At 32.3% G+C, this 22,753-nt stretch carries 18 protein-coding genes; 5 read left to right on the top strand and 13 right to left on the bottom strand.

Features of this window, described 5'->3' with window-relative positions; all coding sequences use genetic code 11:
* Positions 1 to 213: 213 nt before the first annotated feature.
* From ES045_RS10065 to ES045_RS10055, 3 genes are all read right to left on the bottom strand, one after another.
* Positions 214 to 1,569 (bottom strand): exonuclease domain-containing protein, encoded by a 1,356-nt coding sequence (locus tag ES045_RS10065; protein ID WP_147116057.1) that lies wholly within the window; start codon positions 1,567 to 1,569, stop codon positions 214 to 216.
* Positions 1,570 to 2,226, bottom strand: a complete 657-nt coding sequence (rpe, locus tag ES045_RS10060) for a ribulose-phosphate 3-epimerase (protein ID WP_147116055.1) — start codon at positions 2,224 to 2,226, stop codon at positions 1,570 to 1,572.
* A 425-nt stretch (positions 2,227 to 2,651) separates the two neighbouring features.
* Positions 2,652 to 3,515 carry an RNA polymerase sigma factor RpoD/SigA gene (locus tag ES045_RS10055; protein ID WP_036827110.1) on the bottom strand — a complete coding sequence of 288 codons (864 nt, stop codon included), beginning with the start codon at positions 3,513 to 3,515 and terminating at the stop codon, positions 2,652 to 2,654.
* 204 nt (positions 3,516 to 3,719) lie between these two features.
* On the opposite strand from ES045_RS10055, the gene ES045_RS10050 reads away from it, so the two are divergent.
* On the top strand, positions 3,720 to 4,286 hold the full coding sequence (locus tag ES045_RS10050; protein ID WP_223267227.1) for an RNA polymerase sigma factor: 567 nt from the start codon (positions 3,720 to 3,722) through the stop codon (positions 4,284 to 4,286).
* Positions 4,287 to 4,467: 181 nt separating this feature from the next.
* Here the strand turns inward: ES045_RS10050 and ES045_RS10045 are convergent, their stop codons facing one another.
* From ES045_RS10045 to ES045_RS10035, 3 genes are read right to left on the bottom strand one after another with little or no spacing between them, the layout of a single operon-like run.
* On the bottom strand, positions 4,468 to 5,259 hold the full coding sequence (locus ES045_RS10045; RefSeq protein ID WP_147116053.1) for a THC0290_0291 family protein: 792 nt from the start codon (positions 5,257 to 5,259) through the stop codon (positions 4,468 to 4,470).
* A 59-nt stretch (positions 5,260 to 5,318) separates the two neighbouring features.
* Positions 5,319 to 6,941, bottom strand: coding sequence for an Ig-like domain-containing protein (locus ES045_RS10040; RefSeq protein WP_147116050.1), 1,623 nt, complete (start codon positions 6,939 to 6,941; stop codon positions 5,319 to 5,321).
* 56 nt (positions 6,942 to 6,997) lie between these two features.
* Positions 6,998 to 7,684 carry a ComF family protein gene (locus tag ES045_RS10035; RefSeq protein ID WP_147116048.1) on the bottom strand — a complete coding sequence of 229 codons (687 nt, stop codon included), beginning with the start codon at positions 7,682 to 7,684 and terminating at the stop codon, positions 6,998 to 7,000.
* Positions 7,685 to 7,846: 162 nt separating this feature from the next.
* Here ES045_RS10035 and ES045_RS10030 point away from each other — a divergent pair, with 162 nt between their 5' ends.
* Positions 7,847 to 9,394, top strand: coding sequence for a glycine--tRNA ligase (locus tag ES045_RS10030; protein WP_147116046.1), 1,548 nt, complete (start codon positions 7,847 to 7,849; stop codon positions 9,392 to 9,394).
* 238 nt (positions 9,395 to 9,632) lie between these two features.
* Here ES045_RS10030 and groL read toward each other — a convergent pair whose 3' ends face one another.
* The 7 genes from groL to miaB form a co-directional block, all read right to left on the bottom strand.
* Complete coding sequence (groL, locus tag ES045_RS10025; RefSeq protein WP_147116044.1) at positions 9,633 to 11,270, bottom strand: chaperonin GroEL; 1,638 nt, start codon at positions 11,268 to 11,270, stop codon at positions 9,633 to 9,635.
* Between the two features lie 77 nt (positions 11,271 to 11,347).
* Positions 11,348 to 11,623, bottom strand: coding sequence for a co-chaperone GroES (gene groES, locus ES045_RS10020; protein ID WP_147116043.1), 276 nt, complete (start codon positions 11,621 to 11,623; stop codon positions 11,348 to 11,350).
* A 177-nt stretch (positions 11,624 to 11,800) separates the two neighbouring features.
* Complete coding sequence (gene secG, locus ES045_RS10015; RefSeq protein WP_147116041.1) at positions 11,801 to 12,130, bottom strand: preprotein translocase subunit SecG; 330 nt, start codon at positions 12,128 to 12,130, stop codon at positions 11,801 to 11,803.
* The gene (locus ES045_RS10010; RefSeq protein WP_147116039.1) at positions 12,127 to 12,903 is read right to left on the bottom strand and encodes a hypothetical protein; all 777 of its coding nucleotides are present in this window, start codon (positions 12,901 to 12,903) and stop codon (positions 12,127 to 12,129) included. Before ES045_RS10010 ends, secG begins: the two co-directional genes overlap by 4 nt.
* 22 nt (positions 12,904 to 12,925) lie before the next feature.
* On the bottom strand, positions 12,926 to 13,432 hold the full coding sequence (locus ES045_RS10005; RefSeq protein WP_147116037.1) for an LptE family protein: 507 nt from the start codon (positions 13,430 to 13,432) through the stop codon (positions 12,926 to 12,928).
* A gap of 121 nt (positions 13,433 to 13,553) precedes the next feature.
* Complete coding sequence (locus tag ES045_RS10000) at positions 13,554 to 14,777, bottom strand: sigma 54-interacting transcriptional regulator (protein WP_147116035.1); 1,224 nt, start codon at positions 14,775 to 14,777, stop codon at positions 13,554 to 13,556.
* Positions 14,778 to 14,858: 81 nt separating this feature from the next.
* Positions 14,859 to 16,313 carry a tRNA (N6-isopentenyl adenosine(37)-C2)-methylthiotransferase MiaB gene (miaB, locus tag ES045_RS09995; protein WP_147116033.1) on the bottom strand — a complete coding sequence of 485 codons (1,455 nt, stop codon included), beginning with the start codon at positions 16,311 to 16,313 and terminating at the stop codon, positions 14,859 to 14,861.
* A gap of 181 nt (positions 16,314 to 16,494) precedes the next feature.
* Here miaB and bglX point away from each other — a divergent pair, with 181 nt between their 5' ends.
* From bglX to ES045_RS09980, 3 genes are all read left to right on the top strand, one after another.
* Positions 16,495 to 18,801, top strand: coding sequence for a beta-glucosidase BglX (gene bglX / locus ES045_RS09990; protein WP_147116031.1), 2,307 nt, complete (start codon positions 16,495 to 16,497; stop codon positions 18,799 to 18,801).
* 135 nt (positions 18,802 to 18,936) lie between these two features.
* Entirely contained in the window at positions 18,937 to 21,471 is a 2,535-nt protein-coding gene (gene topA / locus ES045_RS09985; RefSeq protein WP_147116029.1) for a type I DNA topoisomerase, read from the top strand.
* A 40-nt stretch (positions 21,472 to 21,511) separates the two neighbouring features.
* The gene (locus tag ES045_RS09980) at positions 21,512 to 22,672 is read left to right on the top strand and encodes a formimidoylglutamase (protein ID WP_147116026.1); all 1,161 of its coding nucleotides are present in this window, start codon (positions 21,512 to 21,514) and stop codon (positions 22,670 to 22,672) included.
* Positions 22,673 to 22,753 lie beyond the last annotated feature (81 nt).

Below are 22,753 nucleotides of genomic sequence, written 5' to 3'. Positions count from 1 at the left end.
CTTACAAAAAAAACTAGATAATAACAGTAACTGTATTTTTATTAATTAGAACTATAGATTCTGTAGCTGTTTGTGCTGTTTTAGATATTTCTGAAGTATTAGGTATTTAGAACTGTTATTCCTAGAGTTATTAATTACACTTTCACTAAAGGAGGTTTTAAAATTAATGATTGCTATCTCAATTGTATTTGTGAGCATTGTAAGGAGCTGTCTTTAAACCTCTTTTTTCTTTAAATAAGCAGCAATAATTCTCTGAACATCTCTATTGTCTTTTTTAGGTGCTACAAAAAATTGGTAATCTTCTGGGTTTTCTAGTTGTTGAGATTGCAGAGTTTCTACATACCCGAAACCTTTGTAAATTCCGTCTAAAATTAAAGCAAAACCAACCTCATTTTTAGTTCTTCCTTTTTCTTTAATGACTAAGTTTTCAGCCCCAATACCTACTGAATTGATCGCTGATTTTACACGTTTGTTATAAGCTGCTACTGTTTCTTTATCGCAACAAATACCTTTACATTCTTTAAGTTGATAGTGAAAACAGCTAGAAACATTGGTTTGTAAGTGACAATATTTAGGACACAACTCAAATTCTGTACATAAAGCCTCTAAATGATTTCTACATTCTGAAACAGTGTAGTATTTCATCATAGGGTTTGGCGCTAATTTTAAACGATTGTATGCTAAATGAATAATGCCTTTTTGATCTTCATAAGAAAATAAGCCAATGGCTTCACCAGCCCTACGTTGTGCTCTGTTAAATTTCGGATAGATATGCTTTATTTCTGCAGATTCGTGCAAAAGCGCTAATAGTTCGCTACCTGTTTTTGTAAAAGAAATATCTGCAGTTTCCATGCACATATTTTGCTCTTTTTTCTTTTTGTCATAAAAATGACTGATCACACGTTGCTTTATATTGTTTGCCTTACCAACATAAATAACCTCTTTTGCTAAATTCTTAAAATAATAAACGCCAAAGGTTTCTGGTAAACCATCAACTACTTTTTTATCTAAAAGAGGAGGTAAGGTTGCTTGTCTAGATTTCGGATTTAAAAATGAATTGATGGTGAAATTATCATCTCTTTCTATTAATCTTCTAAATAATTCTGTGGTTGCTTCTGCATCTCCTTTTGCTCTGTGTCTTCCGTTTATAGGAATATTTTCTGAAGTACAAATATTTCCTAGGCTGTAAGAACTTAAACCAGGAATTATTTTTCTTGACAAACGAACGGTGCAGAGTTTTTTTCGCTTAAAAGAGAATCCTAAGTTTTTAAATTCTTCGTAAATAATATTATAATCGAAGTTTACATTATGTGCTACAAAAATGGTGTCTTTGGTAATTTCTTCTACCTTTTTTGCTATTTCATAAAATTTAGGTGCAGTTCTTACCATGGCATTTGTAATGCCTGTAAGATTGGTAATAAAAGCAGGAATGTTTTGTTCTGGATTTACCAAAGAAGTAAACTCATCTACAACTACTTTTCCATCAAAAACAAAAATGGATATTTCGGTTATTTTAGAACCTTTATATCCATTTCCTGTAGTTTCTATGTCGACAACTGTGTATAACAATTATTCGATTATATTTTTTAAATCTGCAATTGTTGCTGTTGGATCTTCAGAACCAAAAACATAACTTCCCGCCACTAGTACATTTGCACCAGCTTCAATTAATGCATTTGCATTTAAGTCTGTAACACCACCATCTATTTCTATTTGACAATTAGACGCTGTAAAATCGATTAAATGTCTTAATTGACTTACTTTTCTATAGGTGTTTTCTATGAATGACTGTCCGCCAAAACCAGGGTTTACACTCATAATACACACCAAATCTAAGTCTTTAATAACGTCTTCTAAAACGGCAATTGGCGTATGTGGGTTTAAGGCAACACCAGCTTTCATTCCGGCAGCTTTTATTGCCTGAATTGTTCTGTGCAAATGCGTACACGCTTCATAATGTACCGTTAAAATATTTGCGCCTAAATCTGCAAATGTTTGAATGTATTGATCTGGGTTTACAATCATTAAATGAACATCTATTGTTTTGGTAGCGTGTTTAGCAATTGCTTTTAAAACGGGCATTCCAAAAGAAATGTTTGGTACAAAAACGCCATCCATAATATCAATATGAAACCAATCTGCTTCACTATTGTTTACCATTTCGATGTCTCTTTGTAAGTTAGCAAAATCTGCTGCTAAAATTGAAGGTGCAATTAAATTACTCATTTGTCTGTTGTTGTGTTGTGATTTTATTTTGCAAAGATAATTAATTCGTTATGGTAAGAAAGAATGAGAAGGTAATTTTTTATTCTGTCTTAGTTTACCGTTTTATATAGATGCGTAGATTTATGTGTTTTAATATTTTTAAATTAAGGGAAAGTTGCTGCCAAATGCTATTTGTTTCTTAAATAGAGTTTTCTAAAATATGCAAAGAAGCTTTAAACAGGCCAATAGTTTTAGCCCTGATTGAACGGTTTGTTTGAGCTCTTTTTTATTCCTTTTTAGGATAAAAAAAGCGAGTAGTGAAAGCAGGAAATAGCTTCAAATAAAAAAAACTCCCAAAAATAAATTCGAGAGTTTTTATAAAATAGTCATACTTATAATTTGTTATTATTTGGTATGAGTGAAATGCTTAAAATGGTCTGCTACCATTAGCCTAAATAGGTCATTAAAATTTTAGATCTAGAAGTGTGTTTTAATCTTCTAATTGCTTTTTCTTTAATTTGACGAACACGCTCACGAGTTAAATCGAACGTTTCACCAATTTCTTCTAAAGTCATTGGTTGGTGCTCACCTAAACCAAAATATAATTTGACAACATCTGCCTCACGTGGGGTTAGTGTTTCTAAAGCTCTATTAATTTCGATTCTTAAAGATTCGTGTAATAATTTTCTGTCAGGATTTGGAGATTCTCCAGAGTTTAAAACATCATATAAGTTAGAATCTTCACCTTCAATTAAAGGCGCATCCATAGATACGTGACGCCCAGAATTCTTCATAGATTCTTTTACGTCATTCACCGTCATGTCTAATTTCTTAGCAATTTCTTCTGCACTTGGTGGGCGCTCATTTTCTTGCTCTAAGAAAGCGTACATTTTGTTAATTTTATTGATAGAACCAATTTTATTTAACGGCAAACGTACAATTCTAGATTGTTCTGCTAAGGCTTGTAAGATCGATTGACGAATCCACCAAACAGCATAAGATATAAATTTAAAACCCCTAGTTTCATCAAAACGTTTTGCTGCTTTAATTAAACCTAAGTTTCCTTCGTTTATTAAATCGGGTAATGTTAATCCTTGATTTTGGTATTGTTTTGCAACAGACACCACAAACCTTAAATTGGCCTTCGTTAATTTCTCTAAAGCTCTTTGATCACCAGCTTTAATAAGCTGTGCCAATTCTACCTCTTCATCAGCAGTAATTAAGTCTACTTTTCCAATTTCTTGTAGATATTTATCTAACGATGCAGTTTCTCTATTTGTAACCTGCTTGGTAATTTTTAGTTGTCTCATCTAAATTTCTGTAACGATTTTTTTGAATTAATACTCTTGTTACAATTACTTATACGTAAGCTAGTCTCTGAATGTTACAAAAAAAATATTTTTTTTTAAAAAAAGATGATTTTCTACCATTCACCGAGGAAAAAATACGGTTTAACTTTTTATACTTTCTAAGTGTGACGTTTTTATTTGTTTCGTGTCATAAATACAACCAAAGTGAATACAATAGCCGTAAAAATTACAGATGAAGATTTAGTTTTTGAAATAGTTAGAACTAATAGTGCAGAATTATTTGCCACCTTGTACGATCGTTTTTCTACTGTTGTATATAGAAAGTGCTATAGTTTCTCTAAAAATAAAGAGGAAGCAGAAGATTTAATGCACGATGTTTTTGTACGATTATTTGTAAAACTAAAAACTTTTAAAGGCACTTCTAAATTTTCTACATGGTTGTATTCTTTTACGTATAATTTTTGTGTGAATTATGTACAACGAAATAGTTACAAAAAGAAAGAGAAAGTAACTATTGTAACAGATTGCATGAAAGAGAATGATGCTACTGCTGAGGTTGAAGATGCAGATTTATTAGAGTTAAAATCGGCTAAATTAGCAAAAGCATTGACCTTAATTGATCCTTCGGATAAAATGATTTTATTAATGAAATACCAAGATGACATGAGTATTAAAGAAATAAAAGAAGTTTTAAATATTGGGGAAAGTGCTGTTAAAATGCGCGTTAAAAGAGCAAAGGAAAAGGTTGTTAAACTTTATGAAGCGCTATAATAACCATGAGTAATCCCTTTAAAAAAATGCTGCCAAAAGAGAAGGTATCACCCGTTGTAAAACAAAAGGTACTTGTAGATGCTACCATGATAAAACAGACGTTAGATATAGCAAACTTGTATGTTTTAAAATACCCAAAAACACTTACGAATTTCTTTATTAACCTGAAGTAATACTGAATTTAATAAAATAAAGGAGAGCTAAAGTTGAGGTGATATATGAAACCAAACTGCAGGTTTAGCGCCCATTCATTATTTTTATTCTCAAATACTTCCGCTTTTAAGCCATCTATTTTATCAGAAAAGAAATACATATAGTTTAGTTGTCCAACCAGATCTATTCTTTTTGTTAATTTATAACGTGTACCAAAACCAATATTAAATGCGAAAGATTGTCCTTTACCGATGGCTAAAGAATTGGCTAAAGCATATTTGTCTGGCAATAGAGACGGGTTTTGTTCCCAATCACCTAACTCAGATTCTAGTCCGTTTTTATAAAAAGAATATTGAAAACCAAACGTAAAGAATGGGTTGAATAACATGTCTGAATATGGGTATACAAATTCTTCTAAGGGTCTTAAAAAATACTCTAGATGCACACCAGCGTTTATCATGCTTAAACTCCCTTTCATGGCACGCAATTGCTCACCAGAATAAGTTCTTCTAGTGGCGTATGTGCCATGATGTCTTAATTCTGTGTTATTAATATATTGAAGTTCTGTTTTTACCATTATATGGTTGTGCATTGTATTGTTAGGGTCCCAACGCAATGTTCTGTTGTAAAAACTAAGATAATGAGCTACAGAAAAAGACACGCCTTTGTTGTTCAGCTCGCTTCCGAAGTGGCTTCTTTCGCCGTAATCTGTTTGTAAACTAGTTGAGCCAGCAAGAACACCAATATCATGCGTGTAATGTTGTGCCTTAAGTTCTAGTATAAAAACAATTACAAAAATAATTGTTATAGGGGTTTTCAAGATTTAGGGGCCTTAAAGTAAAAAACCAAATATATGTTAAAATATTTGGAAGGGCAAAATTAATTATTTCTTTTAATTGTAAAAGTATTTCCTTCTAAAAAATAATTTGCTCTCACTTTTAATTCTTCTTTGTAATAGATAATTGTTTCTGGTAGTTTTTTAAGAAGGTAGTTTCCTGTGTCCCATTTTTTATTATTGTTATCATCTATAATAGCCCTTACTGTATATGTTTTTGGTTCTAATAGATTAAAAACAAGGGTTTCAGAGGCCTTTATGTATTTTCTTTCAATAATTTCATTACCATTTTTGCCTGATAGTAAATCGATAATTAAATTTTTAGAAGTTGTGTTTATTACATTAAGCGTAATTCTACCATAGTCTTCTAATTCTATCGTTTTAAAATTATAGCTTAAAGTATCATTTTTAAGATTATAGATATCTGTAAAACTACCAGGTAATGCTTTTAAATTGTATTTTTCTTTCTGATTCTTATCAAAAAGAAAACCTATTTTATTTTCTTTTTTAGAGAGGTAACTTGAGTATTTAACTCTTAAAGTATCCTTATTTATAAAAATTATTTTACTGGTATCTATTTTTACAACGGGGTTGTTACTTTTAATAAAAAACGTGTCTCTTAAATGCAATGTTCCGCTTGTAGAAGCAGATAGTCTTAAAGAATCTAATTCTTTCTTTCTGAATTTTACAGTTACGGTATCTAGAAAGATATCATTTGAAACAATAAAATTTAAAGAATCTACAGCAATAGGAGTGTGCCAATAATTTAAAGTGTCTTTATCTTTCTCAAACTTAGAGATGCTTCTAAAATTATCCGGAACTTTAGATAATACTTCAACTTTAAAGTCTTTTATTTCGCCATCGTAACCAAATTCAATTTTACCTTTAGAAATCTCTTTGGCTCTGCTAAAACGGTATGGTTGAATTTCTTTAAATAATTTAATTGGCGTTGTTAAGATGCTGTCTTTTGGCAACGTGATTGTGTCGGCGTAAAATCCGATTTTATCAGTTTTTGGATTGAATATATAATCGCTAGAACTTTCTTCTAATGCCAATAAAAGGTATTTTCCTTCTTTTAAATTGGTAAAGTTAAACTTGGTTGTATCTAAAGCTGTGGTAACGTAATTTGGTTTTTTGTTGTAAATAATAGAGTCTGTAAATGTACTGTCTATTCGATATAAAACAATGTTGGTTTTTGTTGGTTTTTTATTGAAGAATGCATCGCTAACAGATCCAGAATTTTCTAGAGAATCTATATAAGACCCTGTTGAGAAAACATATTTAAAACCTTCTAATTTATTGCTTTCATTATTGTCTTCAATCGCGTTCCCAAAATTGAAAATATAGGTGGTATTTGAAGCTAATGTATCTAGAATTTTTATTTTTAAAAACTTGCTAGCCGTTCCTTGAGGTGTTACCAATAACGGACTTTTTAAAGGAGGAGAAACAACCAATTGCTTGTTTAGATCTTTTAATTTTATAAACTCATTAAATGTAAGTACTACTTCTTTATTGCTAAAATTAGTTGTTTTGTAAGGGGGTTTAGAAACAACAAATAAAGGAGCATCTTCATCTTTTGGGCCACCATCTGGCCTTCCGGTTTTTGCACAACTAGAAATAAATGTGATTGAAACTAGTAAAAAAAGCGTTTTATAAAGGAATTTCACAAACAGTAAATTTTCTACAAATTAACAATTTATTTTTCAGATTAAACGCACAAAATTTATTCTGTATATGCCATTGTTAAAATACTTATTTTTATTCCCGAAGTTTTTAAAAGTTCCATTGCACAAGCTTCTAAAGTTGCGCCGGTTGTAATTACATCATCAATAATTAAAACGTGTTTATCTTTAAAAACGGTTGTATCTGTTAAAGAAAATTTTGTTTCTAAATCATTAAATCTTTCGAAACGAGCTTTTAAAGTTTGAGTTTTTGTAGATGATTTTCGTATTAGAATTTCTTCAGAAAAAGGAATTTTTAAATGTTTGCTTAGACATTTGCCAAATTTAGTAACTTGATTGTATCCTCTAATTTTCTTTTTTTTCGGATGAATTGGTACAGCAACAAGATAATCAACAGTAGCAAACTCTTTATTTTTAGCAAGCATTTCTCCTAGCCAATTGCCAAAGAAGCTGCCAATTTCTTCATTTCTTTTATACTTTAATTCATGAATTAGATTTTTAGTGATGCCTTCTTTTCTAAAAAATAATAAGGAATAGGCTTTTTCTATCGTTATTCTTCCGTAAAAAATCTTTGAAACTTTATTATCTCTATAACTTTCAAAATTAGTCAAAGGCAAATCATGTCTGCAAAATGTACAGATGACTATTTCATTTTGTAATAATTGTTCATTGCAATTCGCGCAAATTTCAGGATAAAAAAGCAGGAAGAGGTCTTTTAAAATTTTCATTTTTTGGGATAGCAATTCCTTTTAAAGATACTTTATTTTAATGAACTTTAAAGATGGAAGTAAAAAGGCTAGCTATTGCATTAAAATACCATAATAAAAGAGGTGAAATGAAACTATTTTTTCCTTGAAAAATTTATGTAAACGTTTATCTTTGTCGTTATTATGGCAAAACAAGAAGATCACTTTAAAAAAGTATTATCGCACGCAAAAGAATACGGTTATGTATTTCAATCCTCTGAAATTTATGACGGTTTAAGCGCGGTATACGATTACGCTCAAAACGGAGTTGAGCTAAAGAAAAATATTAGAGATTATTGGTGGAAAGCAATGGTACAAATGCACGAAAACATTGTGGGTATAGACGCTTCAATTTTAATGCACCCAACAACCTGGAAAGCTTCTGGGCATGTAGATGCATTTAATGATCCTTTAATTGATAATAAAGATTCTAAAAAACGTTACAGGGCAGATGTTTTAATTGAAGATTATTGTGCTAAAATAGAAGGTAAAATAGAGAAAGAAGTTGCCAAAGCTGCAAAGCGTTTTGGTGAATCTTTTGATAAAGAAGAATTTCTTGCAACCAACGGAAGAGTTGTTGGCTACCAAGAAAAAATAAATACAATTCTTGCAAGAATGGGAAAATCTTTAGAAAATGAAGATTTAACGGATGTGAAATTGTTAATTGAAGAGCTGGAAATTGCAGACCCTTTAACAGGTTCTAGAAACTGGACAGATGTAAAGCAGTTTAATTTGATGTTTGGCACTAAATTAGGTGCTTCTGCAGAAACTGCAATGGATTTATATTTACGTCCGGAAACGGCGCAAGGAATTTTTGTAAATTTCTTAAACGTGCAAAAAACAGGAAGAATGAAAATTCCTTTCGGTATTGCGCAAACTGGTAAAGCATTTAGAAATGAAATTGTGGCAAGACAGTTTATTTTTAGAATGCGTGAGTTTGAACAAATGGAAATGCAATTTTTTGTAAAACCAGGAACGCAAAAAGAATGGTATGATCAATGGAAAGAAACGCGTTTAAAATGGCATTTATCTTTAGGTATGGGCGCAGAAAACTATCGTTTTCATGACCATGATAAATTAGCGCATTACGCAGATGCAGCAGCAGACATTGAGTTTAAATTTCCATTCGGATTTAAAGAGTTAGAAGGAATTCATTCTCGTACAGACTTCGATTTAAAAGCACACGAAGAACATTCTGGTAAGAAGTTACAATATTTTGACCACGAAGAAAATAAAAGCTACACACCTTATGTGGTAGAAACTTCTATTGGTTTAGATAGAATGTTTTTAGCTGTTTTTTCTAATTCTTTGCAAGAAGAAGAACTAGAAAACGGAACCACAAGAACTGTTTTAAAATTACCAGCAGTTTTAGCACCTTTTAAAGCAGCTATTTTTCCGTTAGTTAAAAAAGATGGTTTGCCAGAAGTTGCTCGTAAAATTATGGACGATTTAAAATGGGATTTCAACGTTTTTTATGATGAAAAAGATGCCGTTGGTAAACGTTATAGAAGACAAGATGCTGCAGGAACTCCGTTTTGTATCACAGTAGATCATGAATCTTTAGAAGATGCTTCAGTTACCATTCGTCACAGAGATACAATGGAACAAAAACGTGTGAAAATTTCTGATTTAAAAGAAATTATTCAGGCAGAAGTTGCTGTAAAAACTTGGTTACAAAAAATAGAAGCTTAAATTTTATAACCTATTACGAGACTTTTAAACTCTTGTAGGTGTGCTTGATATATAGGTTTTTGATATAAAAACAAGACCTCACAGGTTTTTAAAACTTGTGAGGTCTTTTTGGTAAAAGAGAATTATTTTATTTATCGACAAAAAAGAGCATAAAAAATCCGTTAGAAATTAATTCTAACGGATTTTTATTTGAAATATATTTTAAAAGATAAAATGACTTATCTATGGCGATTCGCCATTACATCATTCCTGGCATTCCACCACCACCCATTGGAGGCATTCCGCCTGCAGCAGCATCTTCTTTAATATCTATTAATGCACATTCTGTTGTAAGAATCATACCAGCAACAGAAGCAGCATTTTCTAATGCAACACGTGTTACTTTTTTAGGATCTATAATTCCTGCTTCTAACATATCTACATAGACATCATTTTTAGCGTCATAACCAAAGTCTTTTTTACCTTCTAAAACTTTGTTTAAAACAACAGAACCTTCACCACCAGCATTCTCAACAATAATTCTTAACGGAGCTTCAATAGCTTTGTTAATAATTTGTACACCTGTAGTTTCATCTAAATTCTCTGTTGTAATATTTTCTAAAACTCTTTTGGCACGCACTAATGCAACACCACCACCAGCAACAATACCTTCTTCAACAGCAGCTCTTGTAGCATTTAAAGCATCATCAACTCTGTCTTTCTTTTCTTTCATTTCTACTTCAGAAGCAGCACCAACATATAAAACTGCAACACCACCAGCTAACTTAGCCAAGCGCTCTTGTAATTTTTCTTTATCGTAATCTGAAGTTGTTGTTTCAATTTGCGATTTAATCTGATTTACTCTAGTTTTAATAGCTTCTGCATTTCCAGCACCATTAACAATTGTAGTATTGTCTTTGTCTACCGTAATTGTTTCTGCAGTACCTAATAAATCTAAAGTTGCATTTTCTAAAGAAAACCCTCTTTCTTCAGAAATTACAGTTCCACCAGTTAAAATTGCGATGTCTTCTAACATTGCTTTTCTTCTGTCTCCAAAACCTGGAGCTTTTACAGCAGCAATTTTTAATCCACCTCTTAACTTATTAACTACTAAAGTTGCCAACGCTTGTCCGTCTACATCTTCCGCAATAATTAATAAAGGTCTTCCAGATTGAGAAACAGGTTCTAATATTGGAAGAATTTCTTGTAAGTTAGAAATCTTTTTGTCGAATAATAAAACATACGGATTCTCTAAATCTGCAATCATTCTATCTGCATCGGTAACAAAATAAGGAGATAAATATCCTCTGTCAAATTGCATTCCTTCTACAACATCTACATACGTTTCCATTCCTTTTGCCTCTTCAACAGTAATAACACCTTCTTTACCAACTTTGGTAAAAGCAGTAGCAATTAAATCGCCAATTGTATTATCATTATTTGCAGAAATTGCAGCAACTTGTTTTATTTTTTCTGAAGAATTACCAACTTTTTCAGTTTGTTTTTCTAGATCTGCAACAATTGCAGCAACTGCTTTGTCGATTCCGCGTTTCAAATCCATAGGATTTGCACCGGCAGCAACATTTTTTAACCCCTCTTTTACAATTGCTTGTGCAAGAACGGTTGCAGTGGTTGTTCCATCACCAGCTAAATCGTTGGTTTTAGAAGCAACTTCTTTTACCATTTGAGCCCCCATATTCTCAAGCTCATCTTGTAGTTCAATTTCTTTTGCTACAGAAACACCATCTTTGGTTACTGTTGGTGCACCAAAAGATTTAGAAATAATTACATTTCTTCCTTTTGGTCCTAAGGTAACTTTTACTGCGTTTGCCAAAGCATCAACACCACGTTTTAGTCCGTCTCTTGCTTCAATATCAAATTTTATATTTTTTGCCATTTTTTTTAATGTTTATTCGTTTAACTGTTTATTCGTTTTATTGTTACTACTGAATACTGTAACTGTAAACTGAATACCTATATAATCGCTAAAATGTCGCTTTCACGCATCATTAAATAATCTTTTCCTTCTAACTTTAAATCAGTTCCACCGTATTTACTATACAAAACAGTGTCGCCAACTTTTACAGTTAAAGGCTCATCAAGTTTACCATTTCCAATAGCAACAACGGTTCCTTGTTGCGGCTTTTCTTTAGCGTTGTCTGGAATGATTAATCCAGAAGCTGTTTTTGTTTCTGCAGGTGCAGGTTCTACAAGAACTCTGTCTGCTAAAGGTTTAATGTTTAATCCCATTTTTTATATTTTTATTATTAATTAAATTAAGTTTTACACTTTAAAAGTAGTCAGAAATTATGCCAATTTTTTAAACCTGACATTATTTCAAGGAATAAATATTGAAGTAAAAATTAGCACAAAAAAAATGCCAACGTGTCATCCACATTGGCATTTTAAGTTATTTCAAACAACGGTTTATTGTAAACTATCGTTCGTATTTGTTGTTGGTGCTGCAGGAGTTGTTGTTTCTACACCGTCTAAAGTATTCTTTAACTGAAAATTAGTATCTCCTGCTCTAGGAATTGCAAAGTTTGATAATAAAATTAAAGCAAACATAGCAATTGCTAAAGTCCAAGTTGTTCTATCTAAAAAGTTGTTTGTGTTTTGTACACCACCTAAAGATTGTGCTCCACCACCTCCAAAAGAAGAAGATAATCCTCCACCTTTAGGATTTTGTACCATCACGATTAAGATTAATGCAATGGCTACAATCAAAATTATAATTAAAAACGCGGTGTAACTCATGATTTATTTTTTTGTAAAATTTGTATTCTTTTAATTTGGTCTGCAAAGAAACCACTTTTTTCTGGATATTTCAAACTTAAAATTCTATAAGCTTGCATTGCATTTTCGTACTTCTTTTGCGCTAGATAAACTTTGGCAAGTGTTTCTGTCATTAATGCAGCATCTTGCCTATTTTTACTTACAGGAACAGCAAACTCTTTTCCCTTTTCTAAAGGGGTTATTTTAGGATTGTTCTGAATAAATTTATCAATTAAATTTTCTTTTCCTTCAGGCTTTTCTTTAATTTTTTTAACACGTTTCTCCTCTTCTCTAACAATAGGTTCTTTGGTAGACAATTGCAACCATTGATGAAAAGAATGGTTTTCAGAGGAAGAAAACGACAAAGGTTTTCCTATTTCTAAACTTTCTTCAGCTTTTGCTGTTTCTTCAATTTTAGGAGTTATTTCTGTTGCTGATATTGAAGGGATTTCTACTGGCTTTTCAGAAGAAATTTTTTCTAATATCTGTTGATGAATATTCTCTTCAATGGTAACATCAGCTTTGAAAGAAGTAATATAAGTAAATAAAACAGTTCTATCTTTTGTGTGTGCTGCAGTTGCTTTTAATTCATTATTGTATTTAAAACTATCTTGACTTTTCAAACCTTTTAAATACAAAACTCTTGCCGCTTGAAAATAAGGAAACTCTGCTATAATAGCTTTTAATTCTGCAGTTTCTAAGTGCTGAATTTCAGTTTTTCTTTCTAATAAATGTATAAAAGTACTTGTTTTCAAAATCTTTATGTTTCAACTAATATTACCACTTACCAACAGAAGCGTTAAATATATCTTGCGTAATTCTATCTATAATCTCATCAAATGCTGCTTCTAAAACGCTACCTGTTAATTGAGAAGTTGCAGGGTAATCTGAGTAAAAAGAAAATGATTTTTCAAAATCTTTCTTTTGATCGGTGTTGTTTATATACCGAACATTTACTGTAATTGTAAGTCTGTTTTGTGCAGATGTTTGCTGAGAGGTGGCACTCATTGGCACAACTCTATAACTTGTAATTTCTCCGCTAAAATGCAAATCTCCATTCGTAGAAACTAGTGTTAAATTTGTTTGACGTGTAAATAAATCTTGAAATTCTAAAGTAAATTGCTGACTTAGAGCGGGCTCTATTAATTGTGCCTGATTTGGAAAGAAATCAATTTGAATTGTTTTTGCGTCACCAACATCACCTCCTGTAAAACCGTAAATTCCGCAGCCAATAAATAGAAATGAGCTAATTGAAAATAGTATTATGTAAATTATTTTTTTCATGATTTTGTTTTGTGGGTCACAGTTGAAACTAATAATTATTTTAAAAACCTCTCAACGGCCCTCGAGAAGACATTGTTATTACAAGTAAAAAAAGCAACTATTATAATAGTATACAGATTTGTTACAAGTCGTATTGTTTAATTTTTCGATACAACGTTCTCTCCGAAATACCCAATTCTTTTGCTGCTAATTTTCGTTTGTTGTTGTTTTTTCCAAGCGATTTTTTGATCATTTCTATTTCTTTGTCTTGTAAAGATAAAGACTCGTCTTCTTCAATCGTCTCGATAAAATCATACTCTTTTTCTTTGGATGAACTTTTCGGAATGTTCATCACTTCTATATTATGCTCTTTTCTTTCTTGATCTGCGTAAATTTTTTCTATCAATTGATGATTCCGTTCTTCAACTTCTTCAATATCTCCAGTTTTCATTAAATCGAGTGTCAACTTTTTTAAATCGTTGATATCATTTCGCATATCAAACAAAATCTTATACATAATATCTCTTTCCGAAGAAAAATCATTCTCTTTTTTACCACCAATAACAGCTGGTAAATTTCCCTTGTTGTTTGGTAAATAATGTTGAAGTTTAGCTGCAGTAATCATTCTACTTTCTTCGATTACAGAAATTTGTTCTGCTAAATTTTTTAATTGACGAATATTTCCTGGAAAACGATAATTTAGTAAAACAGTAACCGCATCTTCATCTAATCGAATCGAAGGCATTCTATATTTTTGTGCAAAATCTGAAGCAAACTTTCTAAACAGTAAATGAATGTCTTCGTTACGCTCTCTTAACGCAGGTAAATCTATTTCTACAGTACTTAATCTGTAATAAAGATCTTCTCTAAATTTTTCATTCTGAATAGCAGAATGCATATTTACATTAGTTGCAGCGACAATTCTAACATCTGTTTTCTGGGGTTTAGAAGAACCCACTTTTATAAACTCTCCGTTTTCTAAAACACGCAACAAACGTACTTGTGTTGTTAATGGCAATTCACCAACTTCATCTAGAAAAATGGTACCACCATCTGCAACTTCAAAATATCCTTTTCTGTCTTGTGTTGCTCCTGTAAAAGAACCTTTCTCGTGGCCAAATAGTTCACTATCAATAGTTCCTTCTGGTATTGCACCACAGTTTACAGCAATGTATTTTGCATGTTTTCTATGAGATAAAGAGTGTATTATTTTTGGAATATTTTCTTTACCAACACCACTTTCTCCAGTAACTAAAACAGAAATATCTGTAGGCGCAACTCTAACGGCTTTTTCTAAGGCACGGTTTAAGTGAATATCGTTTCCGATAATTCCAAAACGTTGTTTTAATGCTTGTAAGTTTTCCATATTTTTTTCAGAATATAAAAAAAAGATTAAAGAGAAAAGATGAGAATCTGTATTCTTCTCTCTTGTTTCTATTTTCTATTTTTAGTTATTATCAGAATAGCCAACAACAGTACCCTTTAGGGTTGCAGATGTACAATCTTCTACTTTTACCATTACAAAATCGCCTAACTTATAGTTGTCTTTTGCAAAAACAGCTACGGTATTTTGGGTATTTCTACCTTTCCATTCATCAGGGTTTTTCTTAGAAGTACCTTCAATTAAAAATTCTTCCGTTTTACCTAAATGTTGCTGTGTTCTGTATAAAGCGTGTTCTTGTTGTAGGTCTATTATTTCTTGTAACCTTCTTTTTTTGGTTGCTTGTGGCACATCATCTTCCATCTTGTTACCTGCCAAAGTTCCGGGTCTTTCAGAATACGTAAACATAAAACCAAAGTCGTATTTTACATATTTCATCAATTCTAAAGTATCTTTATGGTCTTCTTCTGTTTCTCCACAGAAGCCAACAATCATGTCTTGAGATAAAGACATTTCTGGAATAATTTTGAAGATATTGTCTACTAACGTCATGTATTCTTCCCGCGTATGTTGTCTGTTCATGGCTTTTAACATGGCGTTACTTCCACTTTGAACAGGTAAATGTAAATATTTACAAATATTTCTATGTTTTGCCATTACATGAATAACATCTAAACTCATGTCTTGCGGATTCGATGTTGAAAAGCGAAAACGGGTTTTTGGAAATTTTGTAGCACACATGTCTAACAATTCTGCAAAACCTACGGCAGTTGCTTGCGCCATTTCAGTCGCTTTTTTGAAATCTTTTTTCAAACCACCACCAAACCACAAGAAACTATCTACGTTTTGCCCAAGCAATGTAATTTCTTTAAAGTTTTGAGCTACCATAGACTCAACTTCCTCTAAAATACTCTTAGGGTCTCTACTTCTTTCTCGACCACGAGTAAAAGGGACCACACAAAAAGTACACATATTATCACAACCTCTTGTGATAGAAACAAATGCTGTAACTCCGTTTGTATTTAAGCGCACCGGAGAAATATCTCCATAGGTTTCGTCTTTAGACAGGATAACATTTACTGCATTCCTACCTTCACTAACTTCGCTTAGTAAATTGGGTAAATCTTTGTATGCATCTGGTCCAACAACCAAATCAACAATTTTTTCTTCCTCTAAAAATTTCTCCTTCAAGCGTTCTGCCATACAACCCAAAACCCCAACTTTCATTTTTGGATTTATTTTTTTTACGGCATTGTATTTTTGCAAACGCTTTCTAACAGAAGTTTCAGCTTTTTCTCTAATAGAACAAGTATTTACTAAAACTAAATCTGCTTCTTCTAATATTTGAGTGGTATTATAGCCTTCTTTGTCTAAAATTGAAGCAACAATTTCACTGTCATTCATATTCATTTGACAGCCGTAGCTTTCTATGAATAGCTTCTTAGTGTTTTCTGCTTTATTTTCTGTAACAAGAGCTTTCCCTTGTATCTTCTCGTTAATAACTTTTACGATTGGTTCCATATTCAAAAAATGAAATGCAAATATACAACCAAAAATGAAAACGAGTGACAAATTGGCAGAAAACAAATATTTTTTATGAATAGTAGATTATACTTTACGGTATTATTAATAGATTTGAATTTAATCTGAAGTTTTAAGAGCTTATTTTTCAGAGAATAAACGGAAGTAAAACAATGTAAAAATGAAGAAATTAACCAAATTATCTCTAGTTATTTTAACGCTTATCTCTGGTTTTTATAGCTGTAAACCCAATAAAAATATGCAAGATACATCACTAGATCAAGCGCTAGAACAAAAAGTAGACTCTGTTTTAAGTTTGATGAATTTACAAGAGAAAATCGGGCAAACGGTGCAATATGCTGCAGGTTGGGATTTAACGGGGCCAGCGTCTACCACAAGTGCGAAAAGCAAAGTAGATAAAATGAAAAAAGGACTAGTTGGTTCTGTGCTAAATGTTACTTCTGTAAAAGAAGTGAGAGAAGCACAAAAATTAGTCATGGAAAATTCTCGACTTAAAATTCCGATGATTTTTGCCTATGATGTAATTCACGGTTTAAAAACAATGTTTCCTATTCCTTTGGGAGAAAGTGCAAGTTGGGATTTAGAATTGATTGAAAAATCTGCTTCAATTGCAGCAAAAGAATCGGCAGCTTCTGGTTTAAACTGGACGTTTGCGCCAATGGTAGATGTTTCTAGAGATGCAAGATGGGGAAGAATTATGGAAGGTGGAGGAGAAGATCCTTATTTGAATTCGGTCATTGGAGTGGCTAGAATTCATGGTTTTCAAGGAGATGACTTAGCAGATAAAAACACCATTGCTGCCTGTGCAAAACATTTTGCTGGGTACGGGTTTGGTGAAGCTGGTAGAGAATATAATACCGTTACAGTAGGTGAATTTGAGTTGCATAACATGATTTTGCCTCCTTTTAAAGCGGCAGCAAAAGCAGGTGTAGCTACTTTTATGAACTCTTTTAATGATATTGACGGAATTCCTGCAACAGGACATAAAGTGCTGCAAAGAGATGTTTTAAAAGGAGATTGGAACTGGAAAGGCGTTGTGGTTTCAGATTGGGGTTCTATTGGCGAAATGAAAGCACATGGTTTTGCAAAAGACACCAAACATGCCGCAGAAATTGCTTTAAATGCAGGGAGCGATATGGACATGGAATCGTATGCGTATGAGGCACATTTAGAAGAGTTGTTAGAAGAAAAGAAGATTTCTTTAGTGTATTTAGACGATGCTGTTAGACGTATTTTAAGATTAAAATTTCAATTAGGTTTGTTTGATGATCCGTATAAATATTGTGATGAAGAAAAAGAGAGAAATGATATTTATACTAAAGAACACTTAGCAATTGCAAGAGAAGCTGCTAAAAAATCGATTGTATTGGTAAAGAATGAGAATGCTATTTTACCGGTTTCTAAAAACATAAAAAGTATTGCGGTAATTGGCCCTTTTGCAGATAATAAAGATGCCCCCTTAGGAAATTGGCGCGCAAAAGCAACGTATAATTCGGCAGTTTCTTTATTAGAAGGTGTAAAAGCAAAGGTTGGTGAAAACACAAAAGTGTATTATGAAAAAGGAGTTGAACTCACTGTGCCAACGGTTAAGCCAGGAGAAAATCAGTTTTTATATCCTTTAAAAATAAACACAGAGGACAGCTCTGGCATTTTAAAAGCAGTAGAGGCAGCTTTAAAAGTAGAAATTGTGTTTCTAGCAATTGGTGAAGATGCGTATCAATCTGGAGAAGGAAGAAGTCAGACTAAAATAGGTTTTGCAGGTTTGCAGAATGAATTGTTAGAAGCTGTTTATAAAGTGAATAAGAACATTGTTTTGGTTTTATCTAACGGAAGACCGATGGATATTTCTAGAGCAAGTGAGCTTTTACCAGGAATTTTAGTGACCTGGCAATTAGGATCTGAATCTGGAAACGGAATTGCAGATGTGTTGTTTGGTGATTACAATCCGTCGGGGAAATTGCCTGTCTCTTTTCCGAGAAATGTTGGTCAAGAACCATTGTATTACAATCAGAAAAATACAGGTAGACCTTCTAATGACATCCATGTAACGTATTCTGGTTATACAGATTCAGAAAAAACACCTTTATATCCTTTTGGTTTTGGCTTGAGTTATACCAATTTTTCTTATGATAATTTAAAAGTTGATACAGAAACAATGTCATCCGAAGAAAAAATAACACTCTCTGTGGATGTGAAAAATACAGGAACTGTTGCTGGTGAAGAAGTTGTTCAATTATATATTAGAGATTTAGTAGCAAGTATTGTGAGGCCCGTTAAAGAGTTGAAAGGTTTTCAGAAATTATTGATAGCAGCAGGAGAAACAAAGACAGTTTCTTTTATTATAGATAAAGAAGTACTTCAATTCTATACGGCTAAAAGAAAATGGGAAGTAGAAACTGGTGAATTTATGCTTTTTGTAGGCGGAAATTCAGCAACAAAAATGAAACAAAAGATTACTGTAGAATAACTTTTTCTATTAAAAATGAAGTAAAAAAGCTTTTATGAAAAATTAATAAAAAAAAACTACATACTTTTGCATTCCCAGAATGCGCAGTTTAGTCCCGAAGTTTCGGGAGCGCTAATTACGAAAAAAGAAAGATACATGGCAAAGAATTTAGTAATTGTAGAGTCACCAGCAAAAGCAAAAACCATAGAGAAGTTTCTTGGAAAAGATTTTCAAGTAGAGTCTAGTTATGGTCATATTGCAGACTTACCATCCAAAGAATTAGGAATTGATGTGGATGGCGATTTTAGTCCTAAATATATAGTTTCAGATGATAAAAAACCAGTTGTTAAGAAGTTAAGAGCCTTAGCAAAAAAAGCCGATATGGTTTGGTTGGCAAGTGATGAGGATCGAGAGGGTGAGGCAATTGCATGGTATTTAAAAGAGCAATTAGAGTTAAAGGATGAAAATACAAAACGTATTGTTTTTCATGAAATTACAAAAAATGCTATTTTAAAAGCAGTCGAAAATCCGAGAGATATTGACTATAATATGGTAAACGCACAACAAGCACGTAGAGTTTTAGACAGACTTGTTGGGTACGAATTGTCGCCAGTTTTATGGCGAAAAGTAAAAGGAGGTTTGTCTGCGGGTAGAGTACAATCTGTTGCAGTGCGTTTAATTGTAGAAAGAGAACGCAGCATTTTAGATTTTAACGCAGAAACACATTATAAAGTAGTTGCACAATTTTCTAATACTGAAGGAAAAACGTTTAAAGCAACTATTCCAAAGAATTTTGATACTAAAAAAACAGCAGAGAATTTCTTAAATTCTTGTGCAAATGCAGCTTTTTCAATTGCAGATTTAACAAAAAAACCAGCAAAGAAATCTCCAGCAGCACCATTTACAACATCAACATTACAACAAGAAGCGTCTAGAAAATTAGGTTTCCCAGTTGGTAAGACAATGCAGGTTGCACAACGGTTGTATGAAGCCGGTTTAATTACCTACATGAGAACAGATAGCTTAAACTTATCTGTGGATGCAAGAAATGCCGCTGAAGAAGAAATTACCAATTATTACGGAGCAGAATATAGCAAGCAACGTGTTTTTAAAACGAAGGCAAAAGGGGCTCAAGAAGCGCATGAGGCAATTCGTCCTACCAACATGAAAATGCACTCTATTGATACAGAATACGATCAAACGAGATTGTATGATTTAATTTGGAAAAGAACTTTGGCTTCTCAAATGAGTGATGCGCAATTAGAACGTACCAACGTGAAGATTGAAAACTCTGAGAATTCGAAAATTTTTACTGCGAATGGTGAAATGATTAAGTTTGAAGGTTTCTTAAAAGTATATTTAGAAGGAAACGATGATGATGAAGGTGAGGAGCAAGCAGGAATGTTGCCAAATTTAAAAGTGAAAGACAAATTAGACTATACTTTTATTAATGCAACACAACGTTTTACGAGTCCGCCATACCGTTTTACAGAAGCATCTTTAGTAAAACAATTAGAAGAATTAGGTATTGGTAGACCGTCTACGTATGCACCAACAATTTCTACGGTTCAGAAAAGAGGTTATGTAGAAAAAGGACAAAATGAAGGTTTAGAAAGAGAATATCAACAATTAATTTTATCTAACGGCGTTGTTAAAGGAGAAGCTTTAACAGAGAAAACGGGTTCTGATAAAAATAAATTAGTACCCACAGATATTGGGAATATTGTAAACGATTTCTTGGTAAACAATTTTTCGAATATTTTAGATTTTGGCTTTACAGCAAGAGTAGAAAATTCTTTTGATGATATTTCTGAAGGAGATGAAGATTGGATAGAAATGATTAAAGGTTTCTACACTAAATTTCATGAGAATGTAGAAGATGTAAAAGAAAATGCAGAAAGAGAAAGTGGCGAACGTATTTTAGGAAAACATCCAGAATCTGGTAAAACAGTTTTAGTCCGTTTGGGTAAATTTGGTCCAATTGCACAAATTGGTGCGCCAGAAGACGAAGAGAAATTATTTGCGAGTTTAAATAAAGATCAGAATTTAGGAACTATAACAATGGAAGAAGCATTAGAATTGTTCTTGCTTCCAAAAGTTTTAGGTGCTTATGAAGGGGAAGAGGTTATTGTTTCTAATGGACGTTTTGGCCCTTATATAAAATTCGGAACCATGTTTGTCTCTTTAGACAAAGGAGAAAACCCAATGGAAGTTGATTTGCCAAGAGCAGAAGAATTAATTGTTGCAAAGCAAAAAGCAGATGCACCCATTTATCATTATGAAGATTTGCCTGTACAGAAAGGAGTTGGGCGTTTTGGACCTTTTTTAAAATGGAATGCTATATTTATAAACGTTAGTAAAAAGTACGATTTTGATAATCTTTCTGTAGATGATATTATCGAATTAATTGAAGTTAAAAAACAGAAAGAAATAGATAAAGTTATTCATAATTGGGAAGATGTTGCTATTCGTGTAGAAAAAGCACGTTGGGGACGCTATAACGTGTTAAAAGGGAAAATTAAGATTGAATTACCTAAAACCACAGAAATAGAAAAACTTTCTAAGGAAGAAGCTGTAAAAATGATAGAGGCTAAGACCCCTAAGAAAAAAGTGGCTAAAAAGAAGCCTGCTGCTAAAAAGAAAACAGCAGCTAAGAAAACAGCAGCTAAGAAAACGGTGAAAAAGAAATAATTAGTTAGTATCTTGCATACTTTATTGTTAAAAAAAATTGATGAATCAAGACTTTTTAAGCCCTGTAGAAGATGCTGTTATTGCAGACTTGATGTTGCAATCTCCTTCTTGTTTGGGGCAAAATATTCAAATACATTCAACCGAAGAAGGTTTTCCGGAGTTAGGAAATGTAAAGATTGCTATTTTAGGAGTGCAAGAAGATCGAAATTCTCAAAATAATTTTGGCTGTGGAGAAGATTTGCATTTTATCCGAAAAAAATTATACGAGTTATTTCCTGGGAACTGGCATACCACAATAGTAGATTTAGGAAATATTAAAAAAGGGAATCAAGTTTCTGATACTTACTTTGCGGTTAGAGAAATAACTGCTTCTTTATTAAAGAAAAACATTATTCCAGTAATTATTGGTGGCGGTCAAGACATCACCTACGTTAATTACAGGGCCTATGACGCTTTAGAGCAATCTGTAAATATTACAGCAGTAGACAGCCGCTTCGATTTAGGGAACTTCGAAGAAGATGTAACTTCACAATCTTACCTGAGTAAAATAATTATGCAAGAACCAAATAACTTGTTTAATTATTGCAATGTTGGGTATCAAACCTATTTTAATTCACAAGAAGAAATCAGTTTATTAGATAATTTATTTTTTGATGCTTACCGATTAGGAAAAGCAAAAGAGTTAGAAAATATAGAGCCTGCATTTAGAAATGCAGATATTGTTTCTATAGATATTGGTGCGATTAGACAAAGTGAAGCTCCTGCAAATAATAATGCGTCGCCAAATGGTTTTTATGGTGAAGAAATTTGTGCCATTTCAAGATATGCAGGTATTAGTGATAAAGTTTCGTCTTTTGGTATTTATGAATACAATTCTAAACACGACAACAATCATCAAACAGCACATTTAATAGCGCAAATAATTTGGTACTTTATTGAAGGTGTTAACTTTAGAGTAAAGGATTATCCGTTTTCTGGTAAAGAAAATTATCAAAAATTTACGGTATTATTAGAAGATGATGAGCCTTTAACCTTTTACAAAAGTAACAAATCTGGAAGGTGGTGGATTGAAATAAAAATCTTATCAAATAATAAATACAAAAGACATGCGTTAATACCATGTACGTATAAAGATTATACAGATGCAACCAAGCAAATTATACCAGAAAAGTGGTATAAAGCAATGAAAAAAATGGTGTAATTGTAGCGAAATGAAAATCAATACGTTAAAATGCAATTTCAGTATTGTTTTTTAGCAAAAAATAGAATAGGTTTACGAACT

Source organism: Polaribacter sp. IC073, assembly GCF_007997075.1.
Taxonomy (GTDB): Bacteria; Bacteroidota; Bacteroidia; order Flavobacteriales; family Flavobacteriaceae; genus Polaribacter.
The sequence above is the reverse complement of the archived record's forward strand: the minus strand, read 5'-3'. Positions and strand labels throughout refer to the sequence as shown.